This window comes from Corynebacterium sp. KPL4015 (assembly GCF_040225725.1).
GTDB lineage: Bacteria > Actinomycetota > Actinomycetes > Mycobacteriales > Mycobacteriaceae > Corynebacterium > Corynebacterium rhinophilum.
In genome coordinates this window covers 1-23567 of the sequence record NZ_JBEHGF010000034.1, presented here as the reverse complement: position 1 = coordinate 23567, position 23567 = coordinate 1, and the positions used below count along the sequence as shown (strand labels likewise).

Here is a 23567-nt window from a genome sequence, read left to right as displayed (position 1 = left end):
ACACCGAACGCATCCAACAACGACTCAAGGGCCTGACCCCGATGCAATATCGGAATCAGACCCTTGAACCCCTCACCGCCTAGAATTAAACCAGTCCAACTTTCGGGGGCCAGTTCACGAGGCGGCGCGGGCTTTAGTGGTTGGTAACCAGGGGGGGGGCTGTGAGGCCCAAGATCTTCAAGGAAGTGCGATTACTGCTTGATGGCAGAAACCTCGAGCTCGATCTTGATGTCTTCAGAAACGAGGACGCCGCCGGTCTTGAGCGGAGCGTTGAAGTCGATGCCGAAGTCCTTGCGGTTGATCTTGGTCTGTGCCTCGAAGCCCAGACGGAAGTTGCCGAATGGGTCCTCAGCGGTAGCGACCTCTTCAACCTTGAGGTCGACAGACTTGGTGGTGCCCTTGATGGTGAGGTCACCGGTGACGGTGCCGTTGCCGTCCTCATCAACGTTGACGTTGGTGGTGGTGAAGGAAAGCTCTGGGTACTCCTCCACGTTGAAGAAGTCTTCGTTCTTTACGTGGCCATCACGGTCTTCGTTGCCGGTGGAGATGGAGTCAGCCTTGATGGTGGCCTCTGCGGTGGAGTCCGCGATGTTCTCGGCGACGTTGATGGTGCCTTCGAATTCACCGAAGTTGCCGCGCACCTTGGTGACCATGGCGTGCTTGGTAACGAAGCCGATAACGGTGTGCTCTTTGTCGATGGTGTAGGTACCTGCTGCGAGGGACATAATTGATTCTCCTAACGTTGTTGTTGATGTAACACCAACTACGATACTCGACTACGCACTTTAGTCAAGCCTTGAAGTAAAAATTCTTTTTCCAACCCGCTGACCTCGGTATTAAGGATGGCCCACAAGCTGGACCTCCCCCAGTGTAACCTCTTTTGACTTAGGCAGATCCGTGATGACTATGAGCGCGGCATCGAATTTCTGGGGCGTCTCCTTCAACTCTAAATCCTCGTTTGCGTGCTTGAACTTGCCCTCCGCCAATTTGGGAAGGGAACTCAGCTGCGGGTGTTCCGGATCGAAATCGTCTTTGTTGACGCCGTAGATGTCATAGTGCGCGCCATTGGACCTGGTGTGGGTCACGGTCATGACCGAAAGGTGGGCCGGGTTATCCAGCGTAAGTAACACGCCTGAACCGGTTTCCTTCGTGGACCAGGTGGTGATCGTCTTGCCATCGATAAGCTGCTCATTATCCTCGCCGTCTGGCACCGTAATAGCGGAAGATTCCTTGAGGTGCACCGGCGGGGTATTCGGGATCATCGTGGAGCCCTGCACGGTTTCGGTAACGGAACCGGTCTTTTCCACATCGCTGAGCAGGGACATCACCCACGTCGTCAGCGCTGCCATGCCCACGACGAAGATAGTGGCGAAAATGCCGATGACCACGACGCCGGAACCCGAGTAACCGCGGCCACCAAAACCTGGTTCTTGCTTCGGATCCTCTTCCTGCGAGGGTTCATCTTCAACGACCACGGGGAGGGCCTCCGTTTTTTCTTCCTGTTCTTCTGGGGCGAATTCACGCAGGCGCTTGGCGATGCCCGCCGAGGTCAGCCCCTCCGCCTCCTGCAGCTCTTCCAACTTTTCTTCGCGGGTTTCTGCATCCGCGGCGTCAAAGGCCAGCCGCGCTGCTTCGAGGCGCTCTGCAGCCTCATCGGCGGTGAGATTGGCGTCATCGGAAATATCGCGCAGCTTCTTCGGCGATGGTTCGGTGGATTCGACCAGCATGCTCAGCGCGGAGCTGAGGGCCTCGCGGTCGCTTTCTGCAGACGTCCCATCCAGCACTGCGGGGAAGGCAACCTTGACGATGCCGGAGGTGGATACGCGGAAGCGGTCGCGGTGTTCCACGCCGAGGATGAGGCCGGCGTCGTGGGCCGTGGCGGCATCGGCAAACAGCGGCGCGGTTGCGCGGGCAACGGAATTGGGGTCGAGGTTATCTGCCTCTGCCACCTGCTTGAGGGAGGTGCCCTCAAACCAGTCCGCCACCACCAGGCAGCCGGTGCGGTAGGACAAAATCTCGATATTATCCGCCATGGTCTCCAGGTTGAGCTCGGCCAAACGCCGCGTATTGCGGGAGATTTCGGCGGAGCGGCGGGCAGAGACCGTGGGCGTCGATGGTGCGATGGGCGCCTGGGTATTGGTATCGACGAACGTCAGCGCCACGAGGCGGCCGGTGGATTGTTCGCGGGCCTGCCAGAACCGGGCGCCGGATACAGCGCCGTGATCCTGCAGGAGGCGGAAGCGGCCGTCCGAGACAGGGGCGCCGGGGACCAAGCGCGGGCCGCGGACGATACCGGCGGACATCGGTGGCGGCACCAAGGTGGCATTGAAGGAATCCTGCGTATAGACCGGCTGGATTTCCTGCAGGTCTGGTTCCTCGACCTCGATGGCCTTGGAACTGTCCACCGTGATGAACCGGGACATTCCCGGGATGCGCTGGAGGGCGCGGGCCAGGTTCTGCACCTCAGGCAGGGAGGACTTGGACAGGACGAGCCCGGTGATAATCACAAAGACGATGCCCAGCGCCACGACCTTGACCAGCGAGACGATTGAAGGCAGTTGCTCCGGCAAGACCAATTGCATGAGCCAGTACAGCGCCCACGACACAACCAGGCCGACCGCGCCGGCGCCGGCGGACCAAAGGACCGTTTGGGTTACGGCCTTGCCTCCCAGGCTGCCCAGTTTGCGCTTGAGCAGGAAGCCGCCGATGACCGCACCGGAGACAAAGCCAAAGCCGTTGGCGGTACCGAGGAGGATAACCACTCGGTCCGGGTTGCTGGTCATCAACGGCGCCAGCAAGGTCAGCACGACCTTAGTCAGGGTGATGCCGGCAATGATGAAGGTGGGCGTCCACGCCTCTTCCCTAGCGTAGAAAACGCGCAGGTGCAGCAGCACCAGCGCATAGGGTATCAAGGTAAAGGCAGAAAAACTGATGGTGAGGCCGAGCTGCTCTGCGCTATCCGCGCCGTAGGCACCGTACTGGAACAGGGCGCGAGCAATGGGCACGCCGAAGCCCGTCATGAAAATGACGATGGGGATTAGCGCGATGAAGGTCAGCTTGGTACCCAAGGTGAGGTCGCGTACCACGGCATCGACATCGCCATCGGCGGCATTGCGCGAAAGCCGCGGCATGATGGCGGTCAACAAGGTCACGCCGATAACGCCATAGGGCACCTGCAGCATCAGCCACGCGTTCTGGTACACCAGCGGCGCACCGGCATCGGCATACGCCGCCACGCGGGAGGTGACCACATAACCCAGCTGGGAGATGGCCACGTAGGTAATAATGGCCAGCGCCATGCCGCCGAATTGTTTGATGCGGGCATCGAGGCCCCACTTCGGGCGCAGGTTGATGCCGGCCTTTTTCAGGTACGGAACAAGGATCAAGCACTGCACAATCACTGCAGTGGTGGTGCCCAGACCCAGCAGCATGATGTGTGGATCCGCCACCGGCGTAGGTTCGTGCGGGTCGAGGCGGCCCGGCAAAAAGCGATAAGCCAGCAGGACGCTGATGGAGATGATGTTATTGATCACCGGCGCCCAGGCGCCAGGGCCGAAGATATTCTTGGTATTTAAGACCGCCTGGAAGAGGGCGAAAAGGCCGTAGAAAAGGATCTGCGGCAAGAGCAAGAAGGCCAATGATGTTGCCTGGACGGCATTGGCCTTGGAATCTTCAGGCAGCATCATCCTCGTTAATAATGGTGCGAAGATAACGGAGAGGATGGTAACGATGCCCAGGATGGAAAACGCCAGGGTAAAAAGTCTTCGGACGAAGGTTTCGCCGCGGTCCGAGTCTTCCTTCTCCGCGCGCACCAAGACCGGAACCACCAGTGAGGTCAGCACCGCGCCCAGCACGATTTCGGTGACCAGGTTGGGGATCTGGTTGGCGCTACTGAAGGCCGTTCCCACCGTGGCACCAAGGGTGGCGCCAATAAGCATCTGCCGCAGGAAGCCGGTGATGCGCGAGAGCAGCGTGGCAATGGCCATCGTTCCCGTCGCGCGGATCACGTCCTGATTGGAGGCCTCGATCTCCGCATTGCGGCCAGTCAGCGCGGACTTATCTTCCTCAGGGGGAACAGTCGTGTTCTGCATTGAGGGCTTGGGCCGCTTTTCTGGTACCGGTGCGGGTGGAGAGGCGCGCACGATGCGGCCGCGCGCGCCGACGGTAACCGGGACACGGTTCTCTTCCGCATTGGGGGCGGTATCCGTGGGGTCTACCGCGCCCGCAGGTGCCTTCTCCGCGTGGTGGGCCTGGCGGCCATCTTTTTCGGTCATAGAGGATACAACTTCAACTTTTACTTTTCAGCCTTGTGATTTTTGCGTCGGTGACGGCCAAGCCGAAAGAGCGTAGCCAAAACCAGCACGAGAGCGCCGGCTATGCCGGCAGCGTATAAGGTTACGATACCGGCACGTGTCTGCACGGAGATAGTGATGGGCTGCGAAATGGTCTGATCTTTAGGAGTGGCCAGCCACAGCCCAATGTCCGTGCGATCCGCGTCCTTCGGCATATCAGCGGTCATGGATACAGTAATAGAGCCCTTAGCGGGAATACGGACGCTTTTGGGCGTGTTGAGCCGCGCGCCATCGGGGGCATCGTATTGCAGCTTTGCCTCCACCGGCAACGGCAGGCTATTTTCGGCCACGATGAGTAGCGGAGATGACTCAGATACGCGGGTATAAACATTTCCCGGGGGGATGAGGGAGACAGAATCGCGCAGATCCCGCAGCGTATTGGAGTGCATCTCCATGGTGCGGGAAAAGGACTCGCGCGCCGCGGCGTGGGTGCCCAAGCTATCGCGATTATTAAGCGATAACGAGTTGAGGAGATCGCGGCGCAGCGGCAGCACGAATTCAGAGCGCGTCATGGTGATATCAGGGTCATCGACCACGATATTCATCAGCTCATCGGTATAGCGCGCCTGTTGCTCAACGCGGGCCAATTCCGGCTCCGAAAAGACCGCCGGATCGATAAAGGGACTACCGGTAGGAGCGTTGGGATCGCCTTGTTGCAATTCCACCGCGCTGATCCCGCGGGGGCGGGAGTGGCCGGACTTGAGCAGGTCTTCCGCGGCGGCGAGTGCATGCTCGGCCGCGCTTGGGTCAAGGTAGTTCGGAAGCTTGGCCACGGTATCTTCCCCGCCCGCAAGGCTGAGGGCCGCCCCGCCCGTGATGGCGCGAGACAAAGCAGAATCTTTGGAGTAGTCATAGCGCAGCTCCGGGTTGGAATAGCCAACCGTCTGCGGCTTGGAGCCGGTTTGGGATAGCAGGGCGCCAAGGGAGGCATCGAAAGTCGCGGCCTCGCCGGACCAGTTCGAATTATCCGCAACCAGGGATGGCACCGGCAATTTTTGGTCAATATAACCGGAACCTACCGCCAGGATATTGCTAGCCGGCGCCTTGCCCAGGATGCGCTCGATGGTCTGGTTGCCGCGCTGTAAACCTTCAAAGAGAAGGGCGGGATTATTGGCTCTTGCCACCGCAGAGGCATTCGCATTGGCCCAGGGCATGGCGATGAAACAATCCAACTCGCGCAGGCGCTCTAGCCACCGCTCGGCATCATTTTTTGCCTCGCCTGGCTCTCCTTTGTCATCGTCACTGCTCCGCGACCAAGAATCGCGCAGGCGCTTGGGACGATCGCCTTGCGCGGGGCGCGTGGAATTGACCGTATAGCCTTGCGACATGCGGTTGACGGTATCGAGCAGCGCGGGGTCGATGGCCACACAGCCGGCCCCCTGCAGGTCATGATCCTCGTAGGTAGAAACCAACGTATCGAGGCGGCCGCCTTCGCGCAGTTCGTGCCCTAACTCATCGGAGGACAAGATGAGCTCTTCTCCCCCAAGCCCGCCGGGGAGGATGTCCAGGTTCGCGCTGATGGGATAAACCACCGTGAGATCGTGCGGTTGGGGCTCTTCGGCTTCGTCGTGTTCTTCTTCTGGTGCCGCTTCTTCCGGTGCCGCGGCCGCCGCGACACCAGTCGGCTCTTCTCCGGAGAATTGGGCCACAAACCGCTCTTCCGCTAGGCTCACCGCATCGCCCTCGAGAGTACCGGTCAGGGTAAATAGCAGCGGATAGGCGCCCGGTTCATTGATTGCCAAGGTGCGCTCGGCATCTAAGCCACTGGGCACGGTAAAGCTTATTTCCCGGGTTTCACCTGGCTGCAGCGGTGCGGTGGTCATGCCAGAGCCATAATAAGGAAAATCACCGGTGGCCATTTCCGTACGCGCTTCTGCTGCATCAGCAACGCTATCGCCGCGGCGGCTCGTTACCTGCAGATCTTCCAAGGGCTGATCGGTGGGGTTATGCACGCGGAAGCGCAGCCGCATGTCAGTGCCTACGGTAAAGGGCTGGGCATCGATAAGATCCAGATCGGCGCGCTCCGGCCCGCGCGCGCCCAACCAGGCTTGGATATCCATCTGCTCGTCCGGAACAGAGTCCATTTGGGCCGCCGCGCTTGGTAAGAACAATCCCCAACCGGCAAGTACCGCGCAACCGCCAGCCGCGGCAAGTGATTTGAGGCGCTTGTGCATTAGCGTGGGGTCGCTTTCCCTGCGTCGGCTTCCTTTCGTGCGAGATCTGGGAGGAGATCGTGCGCGATGCGCGCGAGCTTGCGTTCGTCCGCGTACGCCAAGTGCTCGATGAGTTCAGAAACGGGAATCCAGGACACCTCGGTGACCTCTGGATCCTCATCATTCATGATGCCGTCCACAAAGCGCAGCAGGTGGTGGTGCACCGTCTTGTGAATGCGGACGCCATCAGAGACGAACCAATAATCGATCACGCCGAGGTCAGCGAAAACCTCGCCGGAAATACCGGTTTCTTCCCATACCTCGCGCTCTGCGGTGACCTCCTTGGCCTCGTCATTTTCCACGTGTCCCTTGGGCATGGACCACAATAAACGGCCGCGGCGGTCTAAGCGCCCAATCAGCGCTACGTAGACGCGGGACAGGTCCGCTTTACCGTTGCCATCGACGCACTCGGCGAGCCCAGAGATTACGAGCCCGCCCGCAGATGTCTCATCGCGGGTCTCCATGACGGTGGAGGTGCCGTGATTATTGCCACCGCGTTGCTGCCTGCGCTGCTGGTTAGTGCGGCGCGTGCGGTTATCCGGCCGCCGCCGGCGCCGGCGCCGGTTACGGCTACGGCCGCGTCCTTTGGAGGGGCCTTGCGCGGAGCCTTGTTCTTGGTTAGTCATCCCTGCCAATCGTAGTAGACTCTCACCCGTGAATTTTCAGGACACTCAGTTAATCGGCGTTCTTGCGCGCGCGGAGTCTACCGTGAACTCGCTCAGTGGCTTATTGAGCGGGCTGGTGGAGAAGTTCAGCGCGCGTGGACATGCCCTCTACCTTGTGGGCGGCTCGGTGCGCGATGCCCTCCTCGGCCGCTTGGGCAATGATCTGGACTTCACCACCCCAGCGCGCCCAGAGGTGGTCAAGGAAATCCTGGATGAGTGGGCCGAAACGGTATGGGATACCGGCATTGCCTATGGCACCGTATCCGCCGTGTACAAGGGCCAACAGATAGAAATCACCACCTTCCGCTCTGATTCCTATGATGGGCAGTCCCGCAACCCCGAGGTCATCTACGGCGATAGCCTGGAAGGCGATTTGGTCCGGCGCGATTTCAAGGTCAATGCCATGGCTATTGAGCTGCTTGCCGATGCCACCTTTGAGTTCCACGATCCTCTCGGCGGCCTTCACGATGTGGCTAATAAGGTGCTCGACACCCCGGATAAACCGGAAATCTCCTTCCACGATGATCCACTGCGGATGCTGCGTGCCGCGCGTTTTGCGTCCCAATTAGAGTTTCACGTGGCAGACCGCGTGGTTGCTGCCATGCGCGATATGGCGGCAGAGATCCAGCGCATTACGGTAGAGCGCGTTCAAGTGGAGCTGGATAAGCTCATGTGCGGCAAAGCGCCGTGGGATGGCATCGACCTGTTGGTCAATACCGGGATTGCGGACTATATCTTCCCGGAGATCCCTGCCCTGCGCATGACCACGGACGAGCACGCACAGCACAAGGACGTATATGCGCATTCGTTGAAGGTACTGCGCCAGGCGATGGATCAAGAAGAAAACGGCCCCGACCTAGTATTGCGGTGGGCGGCATTGCTGCACGACATCGGCAAGCCCGATACCTTCGATAACACCGACGGCAAGGTTTCTTTCCACCACCACGAAGTGGTGGGCGCCAAGCTCACGCGGAAGCGGCTGCGGAAGCTGAAATACCCCAAGGCCACGACGGAAGATATTGGTCAGTTGGTCTACTTGCACATGCGCTTCCACGGCTTTGGGGAAAATCAATGGACCGATTCTGCCGTGCGGCGCTATGTTAACGACGCGGGTGATCTTCTCCCCCGCCTGCACAAGCTGGTGCGTGCCGATTGCACTACCCGCAATGCGAAAAAGGCGCGCCGCTTGCAGCGCACCTATGACCAGCTGGAGGAGCGAATTGCGGAGATCGGCCGCAAGGAAGACCTCGCACGGGTGCGCCCGGATCTAGATGGCAACGAGATCATGGAGATTTTGGGCCTCTCCCCTGGGCCCGAAGTGGGTCAGGCCTGGTCCTATTTGAAGGAAATGCGCTTGGAGTACGGCCCCCTCGAGCGGGAAGAAGCTATTGCGAAGTTGCGCCAGTGGTGGGAGTCTAAACAGTGATGTTTGCCGATAGATTATTTAACGCCCTCGAGCGCAACGAACCCGCCCCAGGGCAACTACTCGTGTCCGCACCGGGGATGCTGTCCCCGGAATTTGCCCGCTCCGTCATCCTGCTGGTTGAGCACAATGACATGATGACCTTCGGCGTGGACCTTACCAAGCGCTCAGAGGTGGCCATTTTTAACGTGCTCCCAGAATGGATGCCCGTCGTCGCTAAACCGCAGGCGCTGTATATCGGTGGCCCGCTCAACCAACAATCCGTCGTGGGCTTGGCGCAGACTAAGCAAGGCGTGGACCCAGATAAAGAAGAACAACTCAGCCGCCTTGCACCGCGCCTAGCGCACGTGGATCTGCGCTCCAACCCGGAAGATATCGAGCCGCTGGTTACCGGCATGCGCATGTTTGCCGGTTATGCCGAGTGGGGCCCCGGGCAGCTGGAGGAAGAAATCGAGGCCGGTGAATGGTTCGTGGCACCCGCCCTAGCGCAGGACGTGGTGGCCCCAGGCCCGGCCGATCTATGGGCCGATGTCATGAAACGCCAGCCCATGCCCCTGCCGCTGTATTCCACCTATCCCGTGAATGTGGATGATAATTAATTCCTAGGCGGCGGAAAGTGATCGGTTACACTAACCCGTATGCGCGAGGAAATCCACAAGGGCATTAAAGACACGTGGGCGGCGGCTCTCGGGCTAATTCCATTGGGCTTGGCTTTTGGCCTCCTGATGGTCCAATCCGGCTTTAGCTGGTGGTGGACACCTATATTTTCCATCGTTATCTACGCCGGTTCTATGGAGTTTCTCGCCATTTCCATGGTTACCGGCGGAGTCTCCGCGCTCTCCTCGCTCTTTACCGGGTTTATGGTGAATTTCCGCCATATCTTCTACGGGCTAACGTTTCCCCGCAAGCGGATTAATTCCCCCGTGGGCAAGGCCTATTCCACCTATGCCCTCACGGATGAAACGTATGCCATCGTCTCGGCGCTGCCGCGCGAGGAGCGGCCTACCGGCATCCGCATTTTGAGTATTCAAATCTTTTGCCAAATTCTGTGGGTGGGTGGCGGACTCGTTGGTGCGCTCGCCGGCCAGGTAATCCCCTCCTCCGTTGAGGGAATGGAATTCGCCCTCGTCGCCCTATTCGTCGTTCTAGCGATGGACTCTTTCCGCAATAATCAGGATCTGTCGCTCCCGCTATCAGCCGCGGTCTTGGGCATTCTCGCTGCCTTCATTACCCCGGGACAGTTGCTGATGGTCTCCTTGAGCGCTTATTTCCTGTTGCTCATCATTCGCTATCTTTCGCCTCGCGTAGATAACGCGCTCACCTGGCGGCTGCAGCCGCTTGCCTCCACGACCGCGAAGGAGGAGAACTAAATGCCAGCTGGAGTCAGCTTAGGTGCGATTGCCGCAGTCCTTATCCCCGTAGGCATCGTGACCGTTTTATTGCGGGAGCTTCCCTTCTCCGCAAAGAAATGGATGAAGGATAGCGAGTTCTTTTCGCTGCTGGGCATGATGATGCCCGTGGGCGTTATGACCATCTTGGTGGTCTATGCCGTTGCCGGACAGGCGGACGGCACCGGCGGTTTATGGCCAGTGTTGCTGGGCGTGTTGGTCACCGTCGGGCTGCACAGGTGGAAGCGGGATTCCGGATTATCCATCTTCGGCGGTACCGCTTTCTACATGCTGCTGGTGAACGTGGTGCTTTAGCCCGCGCTTAGCTAAAGGCCAAACTTGGTGGTAGCTTCCGTCCAGAGCGCCTCAAACTGTTCTTGGTCCATGTAGCGGGCGCTAATATCCGGGAACTCATCGTAGGTATCGGGGTGCGGAACCATTTCTTGCGGCTTGTCCACGTTTCCCGTGGAACTATTTGGGGTCGCTACCCCGACAATGGAGTCCGCGGGGTCCAGAGCGATCATGCGGTGCATGCGGCAGCGCTGGGCATCGTGTTCTTCTAATTCTGCGAGGTGGACCGCTGAGCCCACTCCCGGGACGGAGAGTTCGGTGCGTACATAAAGGTAGTTAGACATGGCCACCTAGTGTAGTTGTTCTTCGTCCTGCTGGGCGTACCGGGATGCCAACAATGAACAGATCATCAGCTGCACCTGGTGGTAAATCATCAGCGGGAGAATCAAAAGACCGAGCGATGTCTGTCCAGAGGCAAAGATGACAGAGGCCATGGGAAGGCCGGTGGCCAAGGACTTCTTAGAGCCACAGAATTGGATCGCAATGGTATCGGCGCGAGAAAACCCCAGTTTTCTAGAGATAAACCGCGTCAGCCACAACATGAAAATGACGAATGCTGCGGCGAAAACGACGAGGAAGACAATCTCCCAGGCAGAAATGGAGGACCAGATTCCATCGACCACGCCCTTGGAAAAGGCCGAATAGACCACCATGGCAATGGAGCCGCGGTCCACCACCTTTGTAGCCTTGCTTTGTGCGAGGTCCGCTATCCAACGTCGGGTTAATTGGCCCAGCACAAAGGGTGCGAGAAGCAAAAGGGAAATTTCCCCAAAGACGGAAGTATCGATATGCAGGCCGGTACCGGTACCCATGAGAAGCATGACCAGGACTGGCGTGATAAAGACGCCGGCCAAGTTGGAGGTTGAGGCAGAGACAATGGCCCCAGGTACGTTTCCCTTGGCAATGGAGGTAAACGCCACTGAGGACTGCACGGTGGACGGGACTAGCGTGAGGAATAGGATCCCCATGTACATATCGTCCGTAATGAACCCAGTGAGCGGCTGCAGTGCCAAGCCAATGAGGGGATAAATAACGAAGGTGAACGCGAGAATTGTGAGGTGGAGCCGCCAGTGCTTGAGTCCATTTAAAGCTTCTTGGGTGGATAACCGCGCGCCATAGAGAAAGAATAACAATGCGATCGCCACATTCGTCAGACTGCCAAAGACGTCAGCGAAGGTGCCGCGGGCTGGTGCAATAATCGCGATTGCCACGGCCGTAAGGATGAGGACGATGAGCGGATCCGGCTTTTTAAGTCTGTGCAGCATGACCAAAAGTGTAAACCGTCGCGCGTGGTTCCACGAAAGGTTGTGGAGATAATTTTCTCCCGTGTACCCCTTAAGCCGCATAGTTTCACGTGAAACCATGCGGGTAGAAGGTGAGGCATCCGCGAGTATTTACGCGGTAGTGACCTTTGCGCCCTCTTGGCTTACCTCAAATTCTTTGAGTGGGTCTCGGCCGGGCCCTTCGATGACCGAACCGTCTTGCAGGTTATAGGACGTATGATGCGCAGTGCAGGTGGCAGTCATACCGTCGATTTCTGTAATGGGGTTTTGTTGGTGCGGGCAGGTTTGGGAGTAGGCCTTAATCTCCCCCTGTTGCGGCTGTGTGAAGATAACCCCATCGACGATGATGCCGGATCCTACGGGGATGTCCGTAGCCGCGATCTCCGCGGACGGTTCTGAGCCGCAGGCCGCGAGGTACGCACCTGCGAAAGTGGTAGCGGATCCGAGCAAAAACATGCGACGCGAACAAATAGCCATAGCCCCTACTCTATCCTGAATGGTTTAAGGTCGGAATATGATTTCGTCGGCGGGTAGTAATAATTGTGCGGAAATCATAACGTGGAAGTATCAGGTGCAGGTTTCACGTGAAACATACAATTAGGAAAAGTTACCGTTCCAGGTGGCGACGGAACCAGACTCGGTGGGCGTGAGTTCATAGGTGCCGGAATCTAAACCCAAATCATTAACGATGGGGTGTGGCCCCTCCCCTCCTGCGACTTGTGACTCGGGATCGAGGCGGTGGGAATCGGCGGCATAAGAACCGATGCTAAAAGTGGACACGGCGATTGCGGCGAGAGCTGTAGTTTTCTTCATGCCTCCCATTGTCTACCCTTGCCTGTATTAGGTGTAGCGGCTGAGTGGCACTGTGCGGAACCTTTATGCGAGTTCTATGAATTTCCACAGGAATTGCATTTAGTGGAGTGGGTCCACGATAGTTAAAGATCAATATGGATGTTATAACCGAATTGCCTTTCTAATTTAGTTGTGACGAAACGAGCTTGACTGCTTGTTTAGAGCAATAACGTCACTGTGTCATAAAAAATCTCCCTCCCCTGTCCCTGTGTGTGGCGATTGCCGGACAGGAAAGGGAGGGAGAGAAGGAACGCGAAAGCTAATTATTTAATTATCAGAATGCCGGGCGGCCTGGCGGAGTGCGCCCAGATCAACCTCCGGTTGGGTGACGGAGTCAGTGGAGGCCTCCTCCCCACCGCTGCCGCAGTTGCAGCTATCGCCACAACCATCGTCATCCGCATGCGCTTGCTCATAAAGAAATGCCGCGCGCGATCCAAGGTTCGAACCGACGGAAAGCGCGAGGATCGCGATGACGAAAGTGGTCACCGGAATGAGCCACATCCAACCCTCCGCGCGGAAAGCTACGACGCCACCGAAAAGCAGCGATACTCCGCCTAGGGCCCAGAAGGGACCGGCGACCGCGTGGGCATTATCCCACGCTTCTCGCGACTTTCGGATTTCTTGTAAACGCAAGCCGATGTATTTATTGCCTGGCAACCGCTTGGTGGCGGCGAGTGCGCCCACCGCGATAAGGAAAACGGCAAGGACTAAAAATATGATTCCCACTGCGACCATATCCTTAGTTTAATCCTGCAACACCATATTGGAAATTAAGCTACGGGGCTTGTGTCTTAAATATAAGGCGGCTCGGGTAATATTCAATTTGGATCGATCGATAGATATTCGCTCGGTTTTGCACCTGCACCACGTTGTTTCTCCTTCCGCTGGACCGCACCCACGTGCGTTCTCGGACTGGGAACACCTAACCTGATTGTGATTGCATGAATCTCAAGAAAATAGCGGACTCTCTCCTTTTCCGCATCGTTCTCGCCATCGTGCTTGGCATCGTCGTTAGCCTTTTTGCGCCCGAATGGTTCGGTCGAGCCTTTGCCACGTTTAACGGGCTATTTGGTAACTTCCTCAATTTCTTCATTCCTGTCTTGATTTTTGCCCTTGTCGCCCCGGCGATCGCCGGTCTAGGCAAGGGCGCTGGAAAATGGTTGGGGGTTACGGCGGGCATCGCCTATGGCTCCACCATTCTTGCGGGGTTGATTGCCTATGGCTTGGCACAGTGGCTCTATCCCTCGATGTTGGCGGGCCAAACCCTAGTAACCAACGTGTCGGACGTGGACGAAGGCTCCCTCTCCCCTTATTTCGAGGTGGAGATGGCACCACCGTTTGAGGTGATGACGGCGCTATTGCTCTCCTTCTGCATTGGTGTCGCTATGACGACGGTGAAGTCCGATACGCTCTACACCGTCACTAAGGAACTGGAAAATGTGGTGGTTAAGGTCATTTGGGGATTCGTCATTCCCATTTTGCCGTTCTACATTTTCGGCATGTTCCTTGGCCTGGGTATGAATGGCAATATTGGAGATGTCCTCTCTGCCTTCGCGAAGGTACTGATCCTGGCAGTGGTTATGACGCTGGTGTACCTCGTGCTCCAGTACGTGGTTGCCGGTGCAATCGCAGGGAAGAACCCTTTTAAGGCGCTGCGGAATATGCTTCCGGCTTACTTCACGGCATTGGGCACGTCTTCTTCTGCGGCAACCATTCCGGTCTCCCTGGAGTCCAGCTTGCGCAACGGCATTTCGAAGCCGGTTGCGAGCTTCGTGATCCCGCTGTGCGCGACGATCCACCTGTCCGGCTCTATGATGAAGCTGACGCTTTACGCATTCGCCATCGTCTTTATGGCCAATATGGATATCAGCACTGGTACCGGCCTAGGCTTTATCTTCCTGTTGGGAATCATGATGATCGCCGCACCAGGTGTGCCGGGTGGTGCCGTTATGGTAGCCGTTGGTCTGCTGGCGGACATGATGGGCTTTGATGACGGAATGGTGGCGTTGATGATCGCCGCTTATATCGCGATCGATTCCGTTGGTACCGCGGCAAACGTTACTGGCGATGGTGCCATCGCGATGGTCGTTGATAAGTTTGCCCGCGATAAGGTCGATACTCTCAATGAAGAAGAGGCAGAGACTGCGGCCTAGTTTCACGTGAAACAATTGAGTCCCCTGGCTTCCCCACCCAACAAATTTGGGAGGAAGCCAGGGGGCTTTTTGTGGCGCCACCGTTCGGACGCGCCCTATTTCTTGGTCGCTTCCTTCATCCCGGCGATGAATTCGGTCAGCTCCGCATGCAAGGCATTCGCATCATTGATCGTCCCGGCGGCATTGGTTTCACGTGAAACATGGCGGTCGATAATCTTGGTAATGGCGGAGCCGGTAATGGCGCCCGCAGCGTTTGCAGCGATGGCTTCGGCGACGTGCTGTGGCGAAGAAATACCGAAACCGAGCAGCACCGGTGGACCATCGAAGCGCTGAATGCTGGCAACCACCTCATCGAGGCCAGTGGTCTCAGATTCTTTCTCGGTTCCCGTCACGCCATCGCGGGAGATCGCGTAAATATATCCCTGTGAATGCTTGGCGACGCCGGCAAGCGTGCGTTCAGCGGCCCGCGCGGGTGCGATGAAGATGGGGTCGATTCCAGCTTCCTTTGCCGCGGCGATGAAAGGGGCGCCTTCGCGCACGGGGACATCGGGAAGCAAAATGCTATCGGCGCCAGCTTCCGCGAACTCCGCATAGAATTGCTCCACCCCGCGGGCGAAGGCAACGTTGCCATAGATCAACATGCCGATGGGCAGATCAGGGAACTCGGTGCGAATCGTCCGCACCTGTTCCAAAGCACTATCAAGGGTTGCTCCCCCATCGAGGGCGCGGATATGGGAGGCCTGGATGGTGGGGCCATCCGCCACTGGATCGGAGAAGGGGACGCCGAGCTCCAGAGCGTCCGCCCCGGCGGCGACTGCGGTGCGGATGATATCCAGGCTAGCCTCAGGAGTTGGATCGCCCAGCATGATGAAAGGTACAAACGCGCCTTCCTTCTTCTCACTCAACGCGGGAAAAAGTTTATCGTAACGGCTGCCCATGATTAGTTCTCCTTGAGTTGCAGTTCGGGCTGGGAATCCAGGGTGTGGCGGACATGGTCGATGTCCTTATCGCCCCGGCCGGAAAGTGATACGAGGATGGTGATGTCCTCGTCCTTGCGCTTCAGTGCATAGGCCAGGGCGTGGGAGGATTCGAGGGCGGGAATGATGCCCTCCTTTTTGGACAACAGTTGGAAGGCCTGTAGAGCCTCTGCATCTGTGATCCCCACATATTTAGCGCGACCGGTGGCGTGCAGGTGCGCGTGCTGTGGGCCCACGCCGGGGTAATCCAAGCCGGCGGAAATGGAATAGGATTCTTCCACCTGGCCGTCAGAATTGCGCATGAGGTAACTGCGCGCGCCGTGGAGGATGCCCACGGTGCCGTTGTTAATGGTGGCACCGTGTTCCCCGGAATCGAGGCCCGCGCCGCCTGGCTCAGCACCTACCAATTCCACTTCTTCTTCGTCGATGAAATCTGCGAACATGCCGATTGCGTTGGAACCGCCGCCTACACAGGCGACGACGAGATCGGGCAGGCCGCCCGTCTTCTCGAGGAGCTGCGCCTTGGCCTCGGTGGAGATGACGCGGTGGAATTCACGCACGATCGTGGGAAATGGGTGTGGGCCGGCGGCGGTGCCGAGTAGGTAGTGCGATTCATGGAAAGTAGCGGTCCAATCGCGCAGCGCCTCGTTGACGGCATCCTTCAACGTCCCGGAGCCGGTATCGACGGGGATGACCTTTGCGCCCATGAGTTCCATGCGGAAGACGTTGGGTTGCTGGCGCTGGACATCCTTGGCGCCCATGTAGACCACACACTCGAGATCGAGCAGCGCACAGGCCAAGGCCGTTGCCGTGCCGTGCTGGCCCGCGCCGGTCTCGGCGATGATTCGCTTCTTGCCCATGCGCTTAGCCAAAAGGGCTTGGCCAAGCACCTGGTTCGTCTTATGGGCTCCGCCGTGGACGAGGTCCTCGCGCTTCAAGAAAATCCGCGCCTTGCCGTCGAGCTTCTTAACCTCGGTGATGGGAGTCGGACGGCCTAGGTAATCGCGCAGCAATCCGGCGAGTTCTTCGCGGAAGCTGGGATCATTCTGGGCATCGACAAAAGCCTGCTCCAATTGATCCAATGCGGGGATGAGGGATTCCGGAACGTATTGTCCGCCGAATTCCCCGAAGTATGCGGGAAGGAGTGTTTCACGTGAATCGGGCATGGTTAATCTTTCTTGTCAGGTTCATTGAATAATCGGATGGTGCGGAAGGCTTGAGAAATCAGGGCGGCGTCTTTGTCCCCGGGGTGTGTTTCTAATCCCGAGTTCAGGTCGAGCCCCGCTGTTCCCACTTGGAGCGCGCCATCCAGGTTGTCGAGGTTGAGGCCACCGGCCAACAAGCTGTGGGCTTTGATGTCGTCCGGGATTTCTGACCAATCAAAGCTGCGTCCGGTCCCTCCCCTACCCGAGTCGAGCACGAGGCGGTCAACCCGTCCGGCAAGCTGCGGCGCCATTTCTACCCACTGGGGGTTGGTCATATCGATGGCCCGCCAGACTAATTCTGCGTCGGTGTCCGCGAGGGCCGCGCGGGTACGGTCGATGAAAGCTAGCTCTCCATCCACGCTGCCTTGGAATGGGGCGTGCAACTGAATTCCGGACAGCCCACGGGTTGCCGCTATCTCTCGCAATTCGGCGGGGTCGTCGCTGCGGCTCACTGCTACGAAATCCAAGTCGGGTTCGGCGGCGATGATTTCCTCGGCGGTTTCACGTGAAACATTTCGCGGGGAATCTGGGGCGAAGATGAGCCCTCCGTAGCGGGCACCGGAGGCGCGGGCGGCTTGGGCGGTGGAGGCGGCGGTGAGTCCGCAGACCTTATTCGCACCGAAGAGCAGATCCCGGGCGGCGCGGTCGATGTCCTTGTGGGAGGTCAGTTGGGAGCCGACGAGGAAGGCGTTGGCGTGGGCGCCTAAACGTCGGACGGTGTGGTTATCGCGAATGCCGGATTCGGAAACGACCACTTTATTGTCAGGCACGTACCCGGCGAGTTGCTCGGTGCGGGAGAGATCGATGCTCAAGTCATGGAGGTTGCGGTTATTAATACCGATGATCTCCACCCCGAAGGACAGCGCACGGTCCACCTCCTCCTTGGTGATGGCTTCAGTGAGGACGTCAAGACCTAACTTATCCGCCACAGCCTTCAGCTGCGCAAAGGTCTCATCATCCACGATGGACATCATGAGCGAAATTGCATCCGCGCCGTAGTAGCGCGCGGCATAAACCTGAATCGGATCGACGATGAAATCCTTGCACAACACCGGCAGGTGCGTGGACTGGGCCACGGTCTGGAGGTGATCGTAATCCCCGCCGAACCGCTCCGGCTCACACAGCACGGAAATGGCATCCGCATAGCGGGAATAGATACGCGCGATATCGCCGGGGTGGTAATCCTCGCGAATCATTCCGAGGGATGGCGACGCAGACTTGCACTCCATGATGAAGCGGTTGGTGCCATTGAGCGCGGCAAAAAGCGAACGGTGGGACGGCTCAAGCCTGTCTACGTCTACGTGCGCGATGCGTTCGCGAATGCCGGCAAGGTGTGTGCGGCGCTGAGCCACAATCCCCTCGAGCACCGTCGGCAGTTTCTCTTCTGTCATTTCTTATCCCTAGTGTGGTTTCTTTAGTATTCGGCTTCCTCGTGGGTGCGCAGCCAGCGGTCCACGTCCCCGCTATCGATGAGCCCCTTGGCGTGCGCGACGCCCTCCGCAATCGTTGCCGCGGTGCCGCCCAGATAAAACATCGCTCCAGCCGATGCCGCGACCGCATCATAGTGCGCCGGCTTACCCGAGCCATTAAAGATGGCGCGCACGTGCTCGGCATTATCTTGTCCGTCGCCGCCGGCGAGCTCACTGAGCTCATGCTTGGCGATGCCCAGCGCCTCCGGCGTTAGCTCATAGTGCGAAATTTCGCCGTCCTTTAGTTCCCAGACCTGTGTGGTGCCGTGGGTAGCGATTTCATCGGTACCCGCACCGTGGACGACGAGCGCCCGTGTACGCCCCAGCTCCCGGAAAACTTCCGCGATCATGGGGCCTTGTGCTGGGTTGGCGATGCCCATGATCTGAAGCTCGGGGCGGCCCGGGGAGAGCAAGGGCCCCAAGGTATTGAAAATGGTGGAGACCCCGAGCGCCTTGCGCACCGGTTGCACGTGGGCCACGGCCGGGTTGTAGGCCGGAGCAAAGAGGAAGGTGAAGTTGGAGGCTTCGAACTGCCGGACGGCGCGATCCACGTCGAGGTCCAGCGGAATATTCAGTGCCTCAAGCACGTCGGCAGAACCGGACTTGGAGGAGACGGATCGATTGCCGTGCTTGACCATCCTCACTCCCCCAGCGGCGGCGACTAAGGAGGCGGCTGTCGTGATATTGATGGTATTCGCGCCATCGCCGCCCGTCCCCGCGGAGTCCATGAGTCCCTTTCCGGTAATGGGAAATGGGTGGCCAACTTTCAGGAACGCCTTGGCGGCGCCCGTAATATCCGCGAGGGTCTCGCCGCGGGTGCGGATATGTGTAAGCAGCGCGGAGATTTGAATATCGTCGTAATCGCCCACGGCAACTGGGGTGAAGACCTCGGTGGCCTCCTCCACGGTGGGCGCGGGATTATCCAGGAAGGCTTGCAGTGTTTTCAGCGGGCTCTGGTTCGTCATTAGTCTTTTAGCTCCATAGTGGGGTGAGTGGATAGTCGGTGAATGCAACGGTTCAGCATGTCTGGGCCACGAGGAGAAAGAATCGACTCTGGGTGGAATTGCATCCCCAGCGCCATGCCATCGTCCGTTTCGGCCGCCATCGCGATGGTGCCGATACCCGCCTTCGTCTCCGCGAGCACCCGCATGCCGGCCGGCACCTGCGTGCACCCCAAGGAGTGATACCGCGCCACCGGGACCTGGGTACCGGGGACGCCGGGCTGGGCGGGGTCGGCATCGGTGGCTAGGCCGGCGAAGACTGGGTGGGCGGTGCCGGCATCGGTAAGCGTCATGGGCATGGACTTACCGTGCACCGGCCCGCAGGGCCCTACCCCGCCCCCGTGGTATTCCAGTAGCGCCTGGAAACCTAGGCAGACGCCGAGGATGGGGATGGTGCCCAAGGTGGCATCGATAAGCTCCATCATGCAGCCAGCATCGCGCGGATGCCCAGGGCCCGGGGAAAGCACAATAATATCGGGCTCGGCTGCGAGCACCTCCGCGACGGAGACGCTGTTGCGGTAGACGGTGGTGCGGTAGCCGGCGAGGGTGTCGACGAGGTTATAGACAAAGGAATCGTGGTTATCGAGCAGAACCACATGCGGCGAATTCATCGCTGTACCTCCAGGGTGGCGTTGTGCGCGAGGGCAATGGCGTGGAGAACGGCATAGGCCTTGTGCAGGGTTTCATCGGCTTCGGATTGCGGGACGGAATCGTGCACCACCCCGGCACCGGCTTGAACAGCAGCCGTACTGCGGTGCACGAAGGCGGAGCGAATGACAATGCAGGTATCCATGGCGCCATCGCCGCGCAGGTACCCCACTGCGCCGCCGTAGGAGCCACGGCGTTTGTGTTCGGCTTGGCGGATGAGCTCGCTGGCGCGTAGCTTGGGCGCGCCGGTCAACGTTCCCATGTTCATGCAGGCGCGGTAGGCATCGAGGGCATCGAAGTCTTTGTGCAAGGTGGCGGTCACGCGGGAGACCAAGTGCATGACCCGCGAGTAGCGGTCTACTTGGAGCAAGTCTGCTACCCGCCGCGTGCCGGGTTCTGCTACGCGGGCGAGATCATTGCGGGCGAGATCTACCAGCATGGTGTGCTCGGCTAGCTCCTTGGTGTCCGTGCGCATTTCGAGTTCGTTGCGAATATCTAATTCATCATTGATGGTGCCGTCCGGGTTGAGCCCGCGGGGTCTGGTTCCGGCAATGGGATAGAGCTCAACCTGCCGCGTCTCTGGGTCAAACTTCAAATTGGACTCCGGTGATGCGCCGAAAAGCTCGTAATCTTCTCCCCGGAGATAGAACATATACGGCGAAGGATTGGTCTCACGGAGCTGGCGGTAGGCCGCGAAGGCATCGGGGCAGTCCACGGTGAATGCGCGGGCGGGGACAACTTGGTAAATATCGCCGGAATCAATATTGCCCTTGAGCCGCGTTACCTGTTCGCAAAACGCGGCATCGTCAATATCCGCGGTTGCAGTCAAGGTTCCCGCGGGCTGGTTGGGCGCTGGATTCTTTACCTCGGCCACGGGTGTCCCGGCGAGCGCATCGAGCGTGTCTTCCAAGCGGGCTCGGTCGATATCCCAGCCCTCTACGTGCGCCGTCTGCGTTAGGTGGTCCACCGCGAGGACGGTTTGGGCGACGAGGAATTCATAATCGGGAAACTTATTGGGCCCCTCGCCTACCTCAGGTAAGTTTTCAAAAGTGGCCAAATAGTCATAGGCAAACCCGCCGGCGACGAAGGGCAATAGGGGCGAGGAATAGGAATCATCGCGCTGCAGCGCGCGGAGGATATCCGCCGCCGATTCATCTAGGAGCCGTTGCCGTTCATCGGACTCGTTGGAGGGCGAGAACTCAAAAACAATTTCCGTGGTTTCACGAGAAACAATCCGGTCTGTAAAGCGCGATTGCAGCATGGTGATGAGCTGCTCCCCCGCTGGGCTGAGCGCCAGGACGCGAACCCGCTGGCCGGTGCAGGTGACTTTTGCCGCGGCATCAAGCACGGCCAAGCACGTGAGGCTCTTCTTGGTTTCAATATCAGCGCTTTCCAATAATAAGGAATCGCTCGATCGCGCCAAGCTATGAAATAGCGCTGAGGCATCCCGGCAATAGGCAATATCGCGGGTGGCGGTGTATGTCATTGCAGTGCCCTTTCAGGAGTAACTGAGGAACGGAGTGCGAGGGACCCGAGGTATCCGCGAGCAAAGGCACTGAAAACGCCGAAAGGCCCGCAGAATGCGAGCCTAAAAATGGGTTGCGAAGAAAGGCCCGCGAGTTACGCGCGCCACCACCAACGAGTAGTCATTTTCTTCATGGGCACTAGCCTAGCCTAAATTTCTATAGCGCGGAAGAAACAAGTGAAAAATATTCAATCGGTATCTAATAAGTGGTCTTCGCGTCCGTTAAGGGTAATGTGGTGCAGGTCTATATCTTCAAGAAAGGTGACGATAAGTGAGTATTAATATCGAAGAGGTAATTGCAAAGGTTCCCACCCAATTGCTTATCGGTGGTGAGTGGCGCGATTCCACCTCCGGTGAGACTTTTGACGTAGAAAACCCAGCGACGGGCGAGACGCTGGCGACGCTGTCTTCCGCAAACTCGGATGATGCGATTGCTGCCCTCGACGCTGCCTGTGCCGTGCAGGATGAATGGGCACGCACCACACCGCGCGAGCGCGCGGAGATTCTGCGCCGAGCATTCGATCTAGTACAGGAGCGGGCGGATGAATTCGCAGCACTGATGACACTAGAGATGGGTAAGCCCTTCGCGGAAGCTAAGGGGGAGGTCACTTATGGCGGCGAGTTCCTGCGTTGGTTCAGTGAGGAAACGGTGCGCGATTACGGTCGCGCCGCGACCGTTCCAGAAGGCACGCTGCGGATGATCACTCGCCGCAAGCCGGTGGGTCCCTGCCTCTTGATCACCCCGTGGAACTTCCCGTTGGCCATGGCTACCCGCAAGGTCGCTCCCGCGGTGGCAGCAGGCTGCACGATGGTGCTCAAGCCGGCCAAGCTGACTCCCCTGACTGCGCAGTACTTTGCGCAGACCATGATCGATGCTGGGCTTCCAAAGGGCGTGCTTAACGTCGTTGCCGGTAAGTCTGCATCTGCAATTTCGGAGCCATTGCTTGCCGATGACCGCTTGCGCAAGCTTTCCTTCACTGGTTCTACCCCAGTGGGTCGGACCCTTTTGAAGGGCGCGGCCGATAATGTGCTGCGTACCTCCATGGAACTGGGCGGCAATGCCCCATTCATTGTCTTTGAGGACGCAGATATTGACCAAGCAGTCCAGGGTGCGATGGGCGCCAAGATGCGCAATATTGGCGAGGCCTGCACCGCGGCTAACCGCTTCTTGGTCCACGAGTCTGTTGCCGAGGAGTTCTCCGAGAAGCTCGTTGCGGAATTCGAGAAGCTCAATTTGGGCAATGGCATGGACGAAGGTGTTACCTGCGGTCCGCTCGTCGAGTCCAAGGCTTTGGAGAGCATTGCGGCACTGGTGGACGATGCTGCAGAAAAGGGCGCTACCATCGCCACCGGCGGTAAGCGCGGGGATGGCGCCGGCTACTTCTACGAGCCAACAGTGATTACCAATGTTTCACGTGAAACACGCGTCGCCCAGGAAGAGATCTTCGGCCCAGTCGCCCCGATTATCACCTTCAGCACCGAGGAAGAAGCGCTCGAGATCGCCAACGATACCGAGTACGGTTTGGCGTCTTACGTCTTTACCGAGAATTCCGACCGCCTGTGGCGCATCGCCGATGGCCTAGAGTTCGGCCTGATGGGCTTCAACGCCGGCGTTATCTCTAACGCCGCTGCCCCCTTCGGTGGCGTCAAGCAATCCGGAATGGGCCGCGAGGGTGGCGCGGAAGGTATCGAGGAATACACCTCCGTGCAGTACCTGGGCATCCGCGACCCTTATGCCAACGCTTAGGCCTTCAATCGGCAACGCAATCACTGTTTAGAGCGCGCTTATAACCGTGTTTGATTAAACATTTAAGTGCCAGCGGCGTATACTCACTCCCCGCATAATTGTGATTGCTTTCCTTCTCCCCGCACGCGGCCCTTTTGGGGCCGTGCGCGGTTGGGAGGATTTTTTTTAATTGGAGTGAGTCTTGTCAACAACGAATTCAGCGGCTCAGCCGCCATTGGTTACACCCACGTTCCTGTTGTGAACTGCTCCCCATTAGTTGGACTGAGAAATCAGTTACCGACTAGTGGGGAGTAGTTTTCTTTGAGAGTACGAAGT

Annotated in this window: 21 protein-coding genes and 1 pseudogene; 7 read left to right on the top strand and 15 right to left on the bottom strand. The window is 58.5% G+C overall.

All coding sequences use genetic code 11. From position 1 onward, the window contains the following. The coding region (locus ABRP64_RS10745; protein WP_349866422.1) for an IS3 family transposase at positions 1-83 on the top strand (83 nt) is incomplete at its 5' end. Positions 84-191: 108 nt separating this feature from the next. Here the strand turns inward: ABRP64_RS10745 and ABRP64_RS10740 are convergent. The 4 genes and pseudogenes from ABRP64_RS10740 to ABRP64_RS10725 all read right to left on the bottom strand — a co-directional run. Further along, positions 192-725 (bottom strand): YceI family protein, encoded by a 534-nt coding sequence (locus ABRP64_RS10740; RefSeq protein WP_023024584.1) that lies wholly within the window; start codon positions 723-725, stop codon positions 192-194. 111 nt (positions 726-836) lie between these two features. Beyond that, the gene (murJ, locus tag ABRP64_RS10735; RefSeq protein WP_349839155.1) at positions 837-4274 is read right to left on the bottom strand and encodes a murein biosynthesis integral membrane protein MurJ; all 3438 of its coding nucleotides are present in this window, start codon (positions 4272-4274) and stop codon (positions 837-839) included. Between the two features lie 20 nt (positions 4275-4294). Further along, the gene (locus ABRP64_RS10730; protein ID WP_296089092.1) at positions 4295-6526 is read right to left on the bottom strand and encodes a DUF6049 family protein; all 2232 of its coding nucleotides are present in this window, start codon (positions 6524-6526) and stop codon (positions 4295-4297) included. Continuing rightward, positions 6526-7188, bottom strand: a pseudogene (locus tag ABRP64_RS10725) (NUDIX hydrolase); the annotation flags it as partial. The gene ABRP64_RS10730 and the pseudogene ABRP64_RS10725, both read right to left, overlap by 1 nt. A 31-nt stretch (positions 7189-7219) precedes the next feature. Between ABRP64_RS10725 and ABRP64_RS10720 the strand changes: the two are divergent. Genes ABRP64_RS10720 through ABRP64_RS10705 form a run of 4 tightly spaced genes read left to right on the top strand, consistent with a single transcriptional unit; the run spans position 7220 to position 10356 of the window. Then, positions 7220-8656 (top strand): CCA tRNA nucleotidyltransferase, encoded by a 1437-nt coding sequence (locus ABRP64_RS10720; protein ID WP_284770795.1) that lies wholly within the window; start codon positions 7220-7222, stop codon positions 8654-8656. After that, positions 8656-9252, top strand: coding sequence for a YqgE/AlgH family protein (locus ABRP64_RS10715; protein ID WP_284770829.1), 597 nt, complete (start codon positions 8656-8658; stop codon positions 9250-9252). Before ABRP64_RS10720 ends, ABRP64_RS10715 begins: the two co-directional genes overlap by 1 nt. A 39-nt stretch (positions 9253-9291) precedes the next feature. Continuing rightward, entirely contained in the window at positions 9292-10023 is a 732-nt protein-coding gene (locus ABRP64_RS10710) for an AzlC family ABC transporter permease (RefSeq protein ID WP_296089099.1), read from the top strand. Beyond that, positions 10024-10356 (top strand): branched-chain amino acid transporter permease, encoded by a 333-nt coding sequence (locus ABRP64_RS10705; protein WP_284853910.1) that lies wholly within the window; start codon positions 10024-10026, stop codon positions 10354-10356. It begins immediately after the preceding gene. 11 nt (positions 10357-10367) lie between these two features. Here the strand turns inward: ABRP64_RS10705 and ABRP64_RS10700 are convergent, their stop codons facing one another. From ABRP64_RS10700 to ABRP64_RS10680, 5 genes are all read right to left on the bottom strand, one after another. After that, positions 10368-10676, bottom strand: coding sequence for a hypothetical protein (locus ABRP64_RS10700; RefSeq protein ID WP_349866420.1), 309 nt, complete (start codon positions 10674-10676; stop codon positions 10368-10370). A gap of 6 nt (positions 10677-10682) precedes the next feature. Next, positions 10683-11657 (bottom strand): bile acid:sodium symporter family protein, encoded by a 975-nt coding sequence (locus ABRP64_RS10695; RefSeq protein WP_349866419.1) that lies wholly within the window; start codon positions 11655-11657, stop codon positions 10683-10685. Positions 11658-11786: 129 nt separating this feature from the next. Continuing rightward, entirely contained in the window at positions 11787-12152 is a 366-nt protein-coding gene (locus tag ABRP64_RS10690) for a Rieske (2Fe-2S) protein (RefSeq protein WP_284853907.1), read from the bottom strand. 120 nt (positions 12153-12272) lie between these two features. Continuing rightward, on the bottom strand, positions 12273-12488 hold the full coding sequence (locus ABRP64_RS10685) for a catechol 1,2-dioxygenase (protein WP_349866417.1): 216 nt from the start codon (positions 12486-12488) through the stop codon (positions 12273-12275). 306 nt (positions 12489-12794) lie between these two features. Next, positions 12795-13262: an SdpI family protein gene (locus tag ABRP64_RS10680; RefSeq protein ID WP_284853905.1), complete on the bottom strand. Its 468-nt coding sequence runs from the start codon at positions 13260-13262 to the stop codon at positions 12795-12797. Between the two features lie 206 nt (positions 13263-13468). Between ABRP64_RS10680 and ABRP64_RS10675 the strand changes: the two genes are divergently transcribed. Then, positions 13469-14680: a dicarboxylate/amino acid:cation symporter gene (locus tag ABRP64_RS10675; protein WP_284770803.1), complete on the top strand. Its 1212-nt coding sequence runs from the start codon at positions 13469-13471 to the stop codon at positions 14678-14680. A gap of 95 nt (positions 14681-14775) precedes the next feature. Here ABRP64_RS10675 and trpA read toward each other — a convergent pair whose 3' ends face one another. The 6 genes from trpA to ABRP64_RS10645 are packed head-to-tail and all read right to left on the bottom strand — an operon-like array spanning position 14776 to position 21466. Next, the gene (trpA, locus tag ABRP64_RS10670) at positions 14776-15618 is read right to left on the bottom strand and encodes a tryptophan synthase subunit alpha (protein ID WP_349866415.1); all 843 of its coding nucleotides are present in this window, start codon (positions 15616-15618) and stop codon (positions 14776-14778) included. Positions 15619-15620: 2 nt separating this feature from the next. After that, positions 15621-16823, bottom strand: a complete 1203-nt coding sequence (trpB, locus tag ABRP64_RS10665) for a tryptophan synthase subunit beta (RefSeq protein WP_349866413.1) — start codon at positions 16821-16823, stop codon at positions 15621-15623. Between the two features lie 2 nt (positions 16824-16825). Next, positions 16826-18253 (bottom strand): bifunctional indole-3-glycerol-phosphate synthase TrpC/phosphoribosylanthranilate isomerase TrpF, encoded by a 1428-nt coding sequence (gene trpCF, locus ABRP64_RS10660; protein ID WP_349866412.1) that lies wholly within the window; start codon positions 18251-18253, stop codon positions 16826-16828. 23 nt (positions 18254-18276) lie between these two features. Continuing rightward, positions 18277-19296 (bottom strand): anthranilate phosphoribosyltransferase, encoded by a 1020-nt coding sequence (trpD, locus tag ABRP64_RS10655; protein ID WP_284770807.1) that lies wholly within the window; start codon positions 19294-19296, stop codon positions 18277-18279. After that, positions 19296-19943, bottom strand: coding sequence for an anthranilate synthase component II (locus tag ABRP64_RS10650; RefSeq protein WP_284783140.1), 648 nt, complete (start codon positions 19941-19943; stop codon positions 19296-19298). The genes trpD and ABRP64_RS10650 overlap by 1 nt, the downstream gene beginning before the upstream one ends. Beyond that, positions 19940-21466, bottom strand: a complete 1527-nt coding sequence (locus ABRP64_RS10645; RefSeq protein WP_349866411.1) for an anthranilate synthase component 1 — start codon at positions 21464-21466, stop codon at positions 19940-19942. The genes ABRP64_RS10650 and ABRP64_RS10645 overlap by 4 nt, the downstream gene beginning before the upstream one ends. A gap of 310 nt (positions 21467-21776) precedes the next feature. Between ABRP64_RS10645 and ABRP64_RS10640 the strand changes: the two genes are divergently transcribed. Next, a complete protein-coding gene (locus tag ABRP64_RS10640) occupies positions 21777-23252 on the top strand; it encodes an NAD-dependent succinate-semialdehyde dehydrogenase (RefSeq protein WP_023024543.1) in 1476 nt (491 codons plus the stop codon). The last annotated feature ends 315 nt before the right edge of the window (positions 23253-23567 follow it).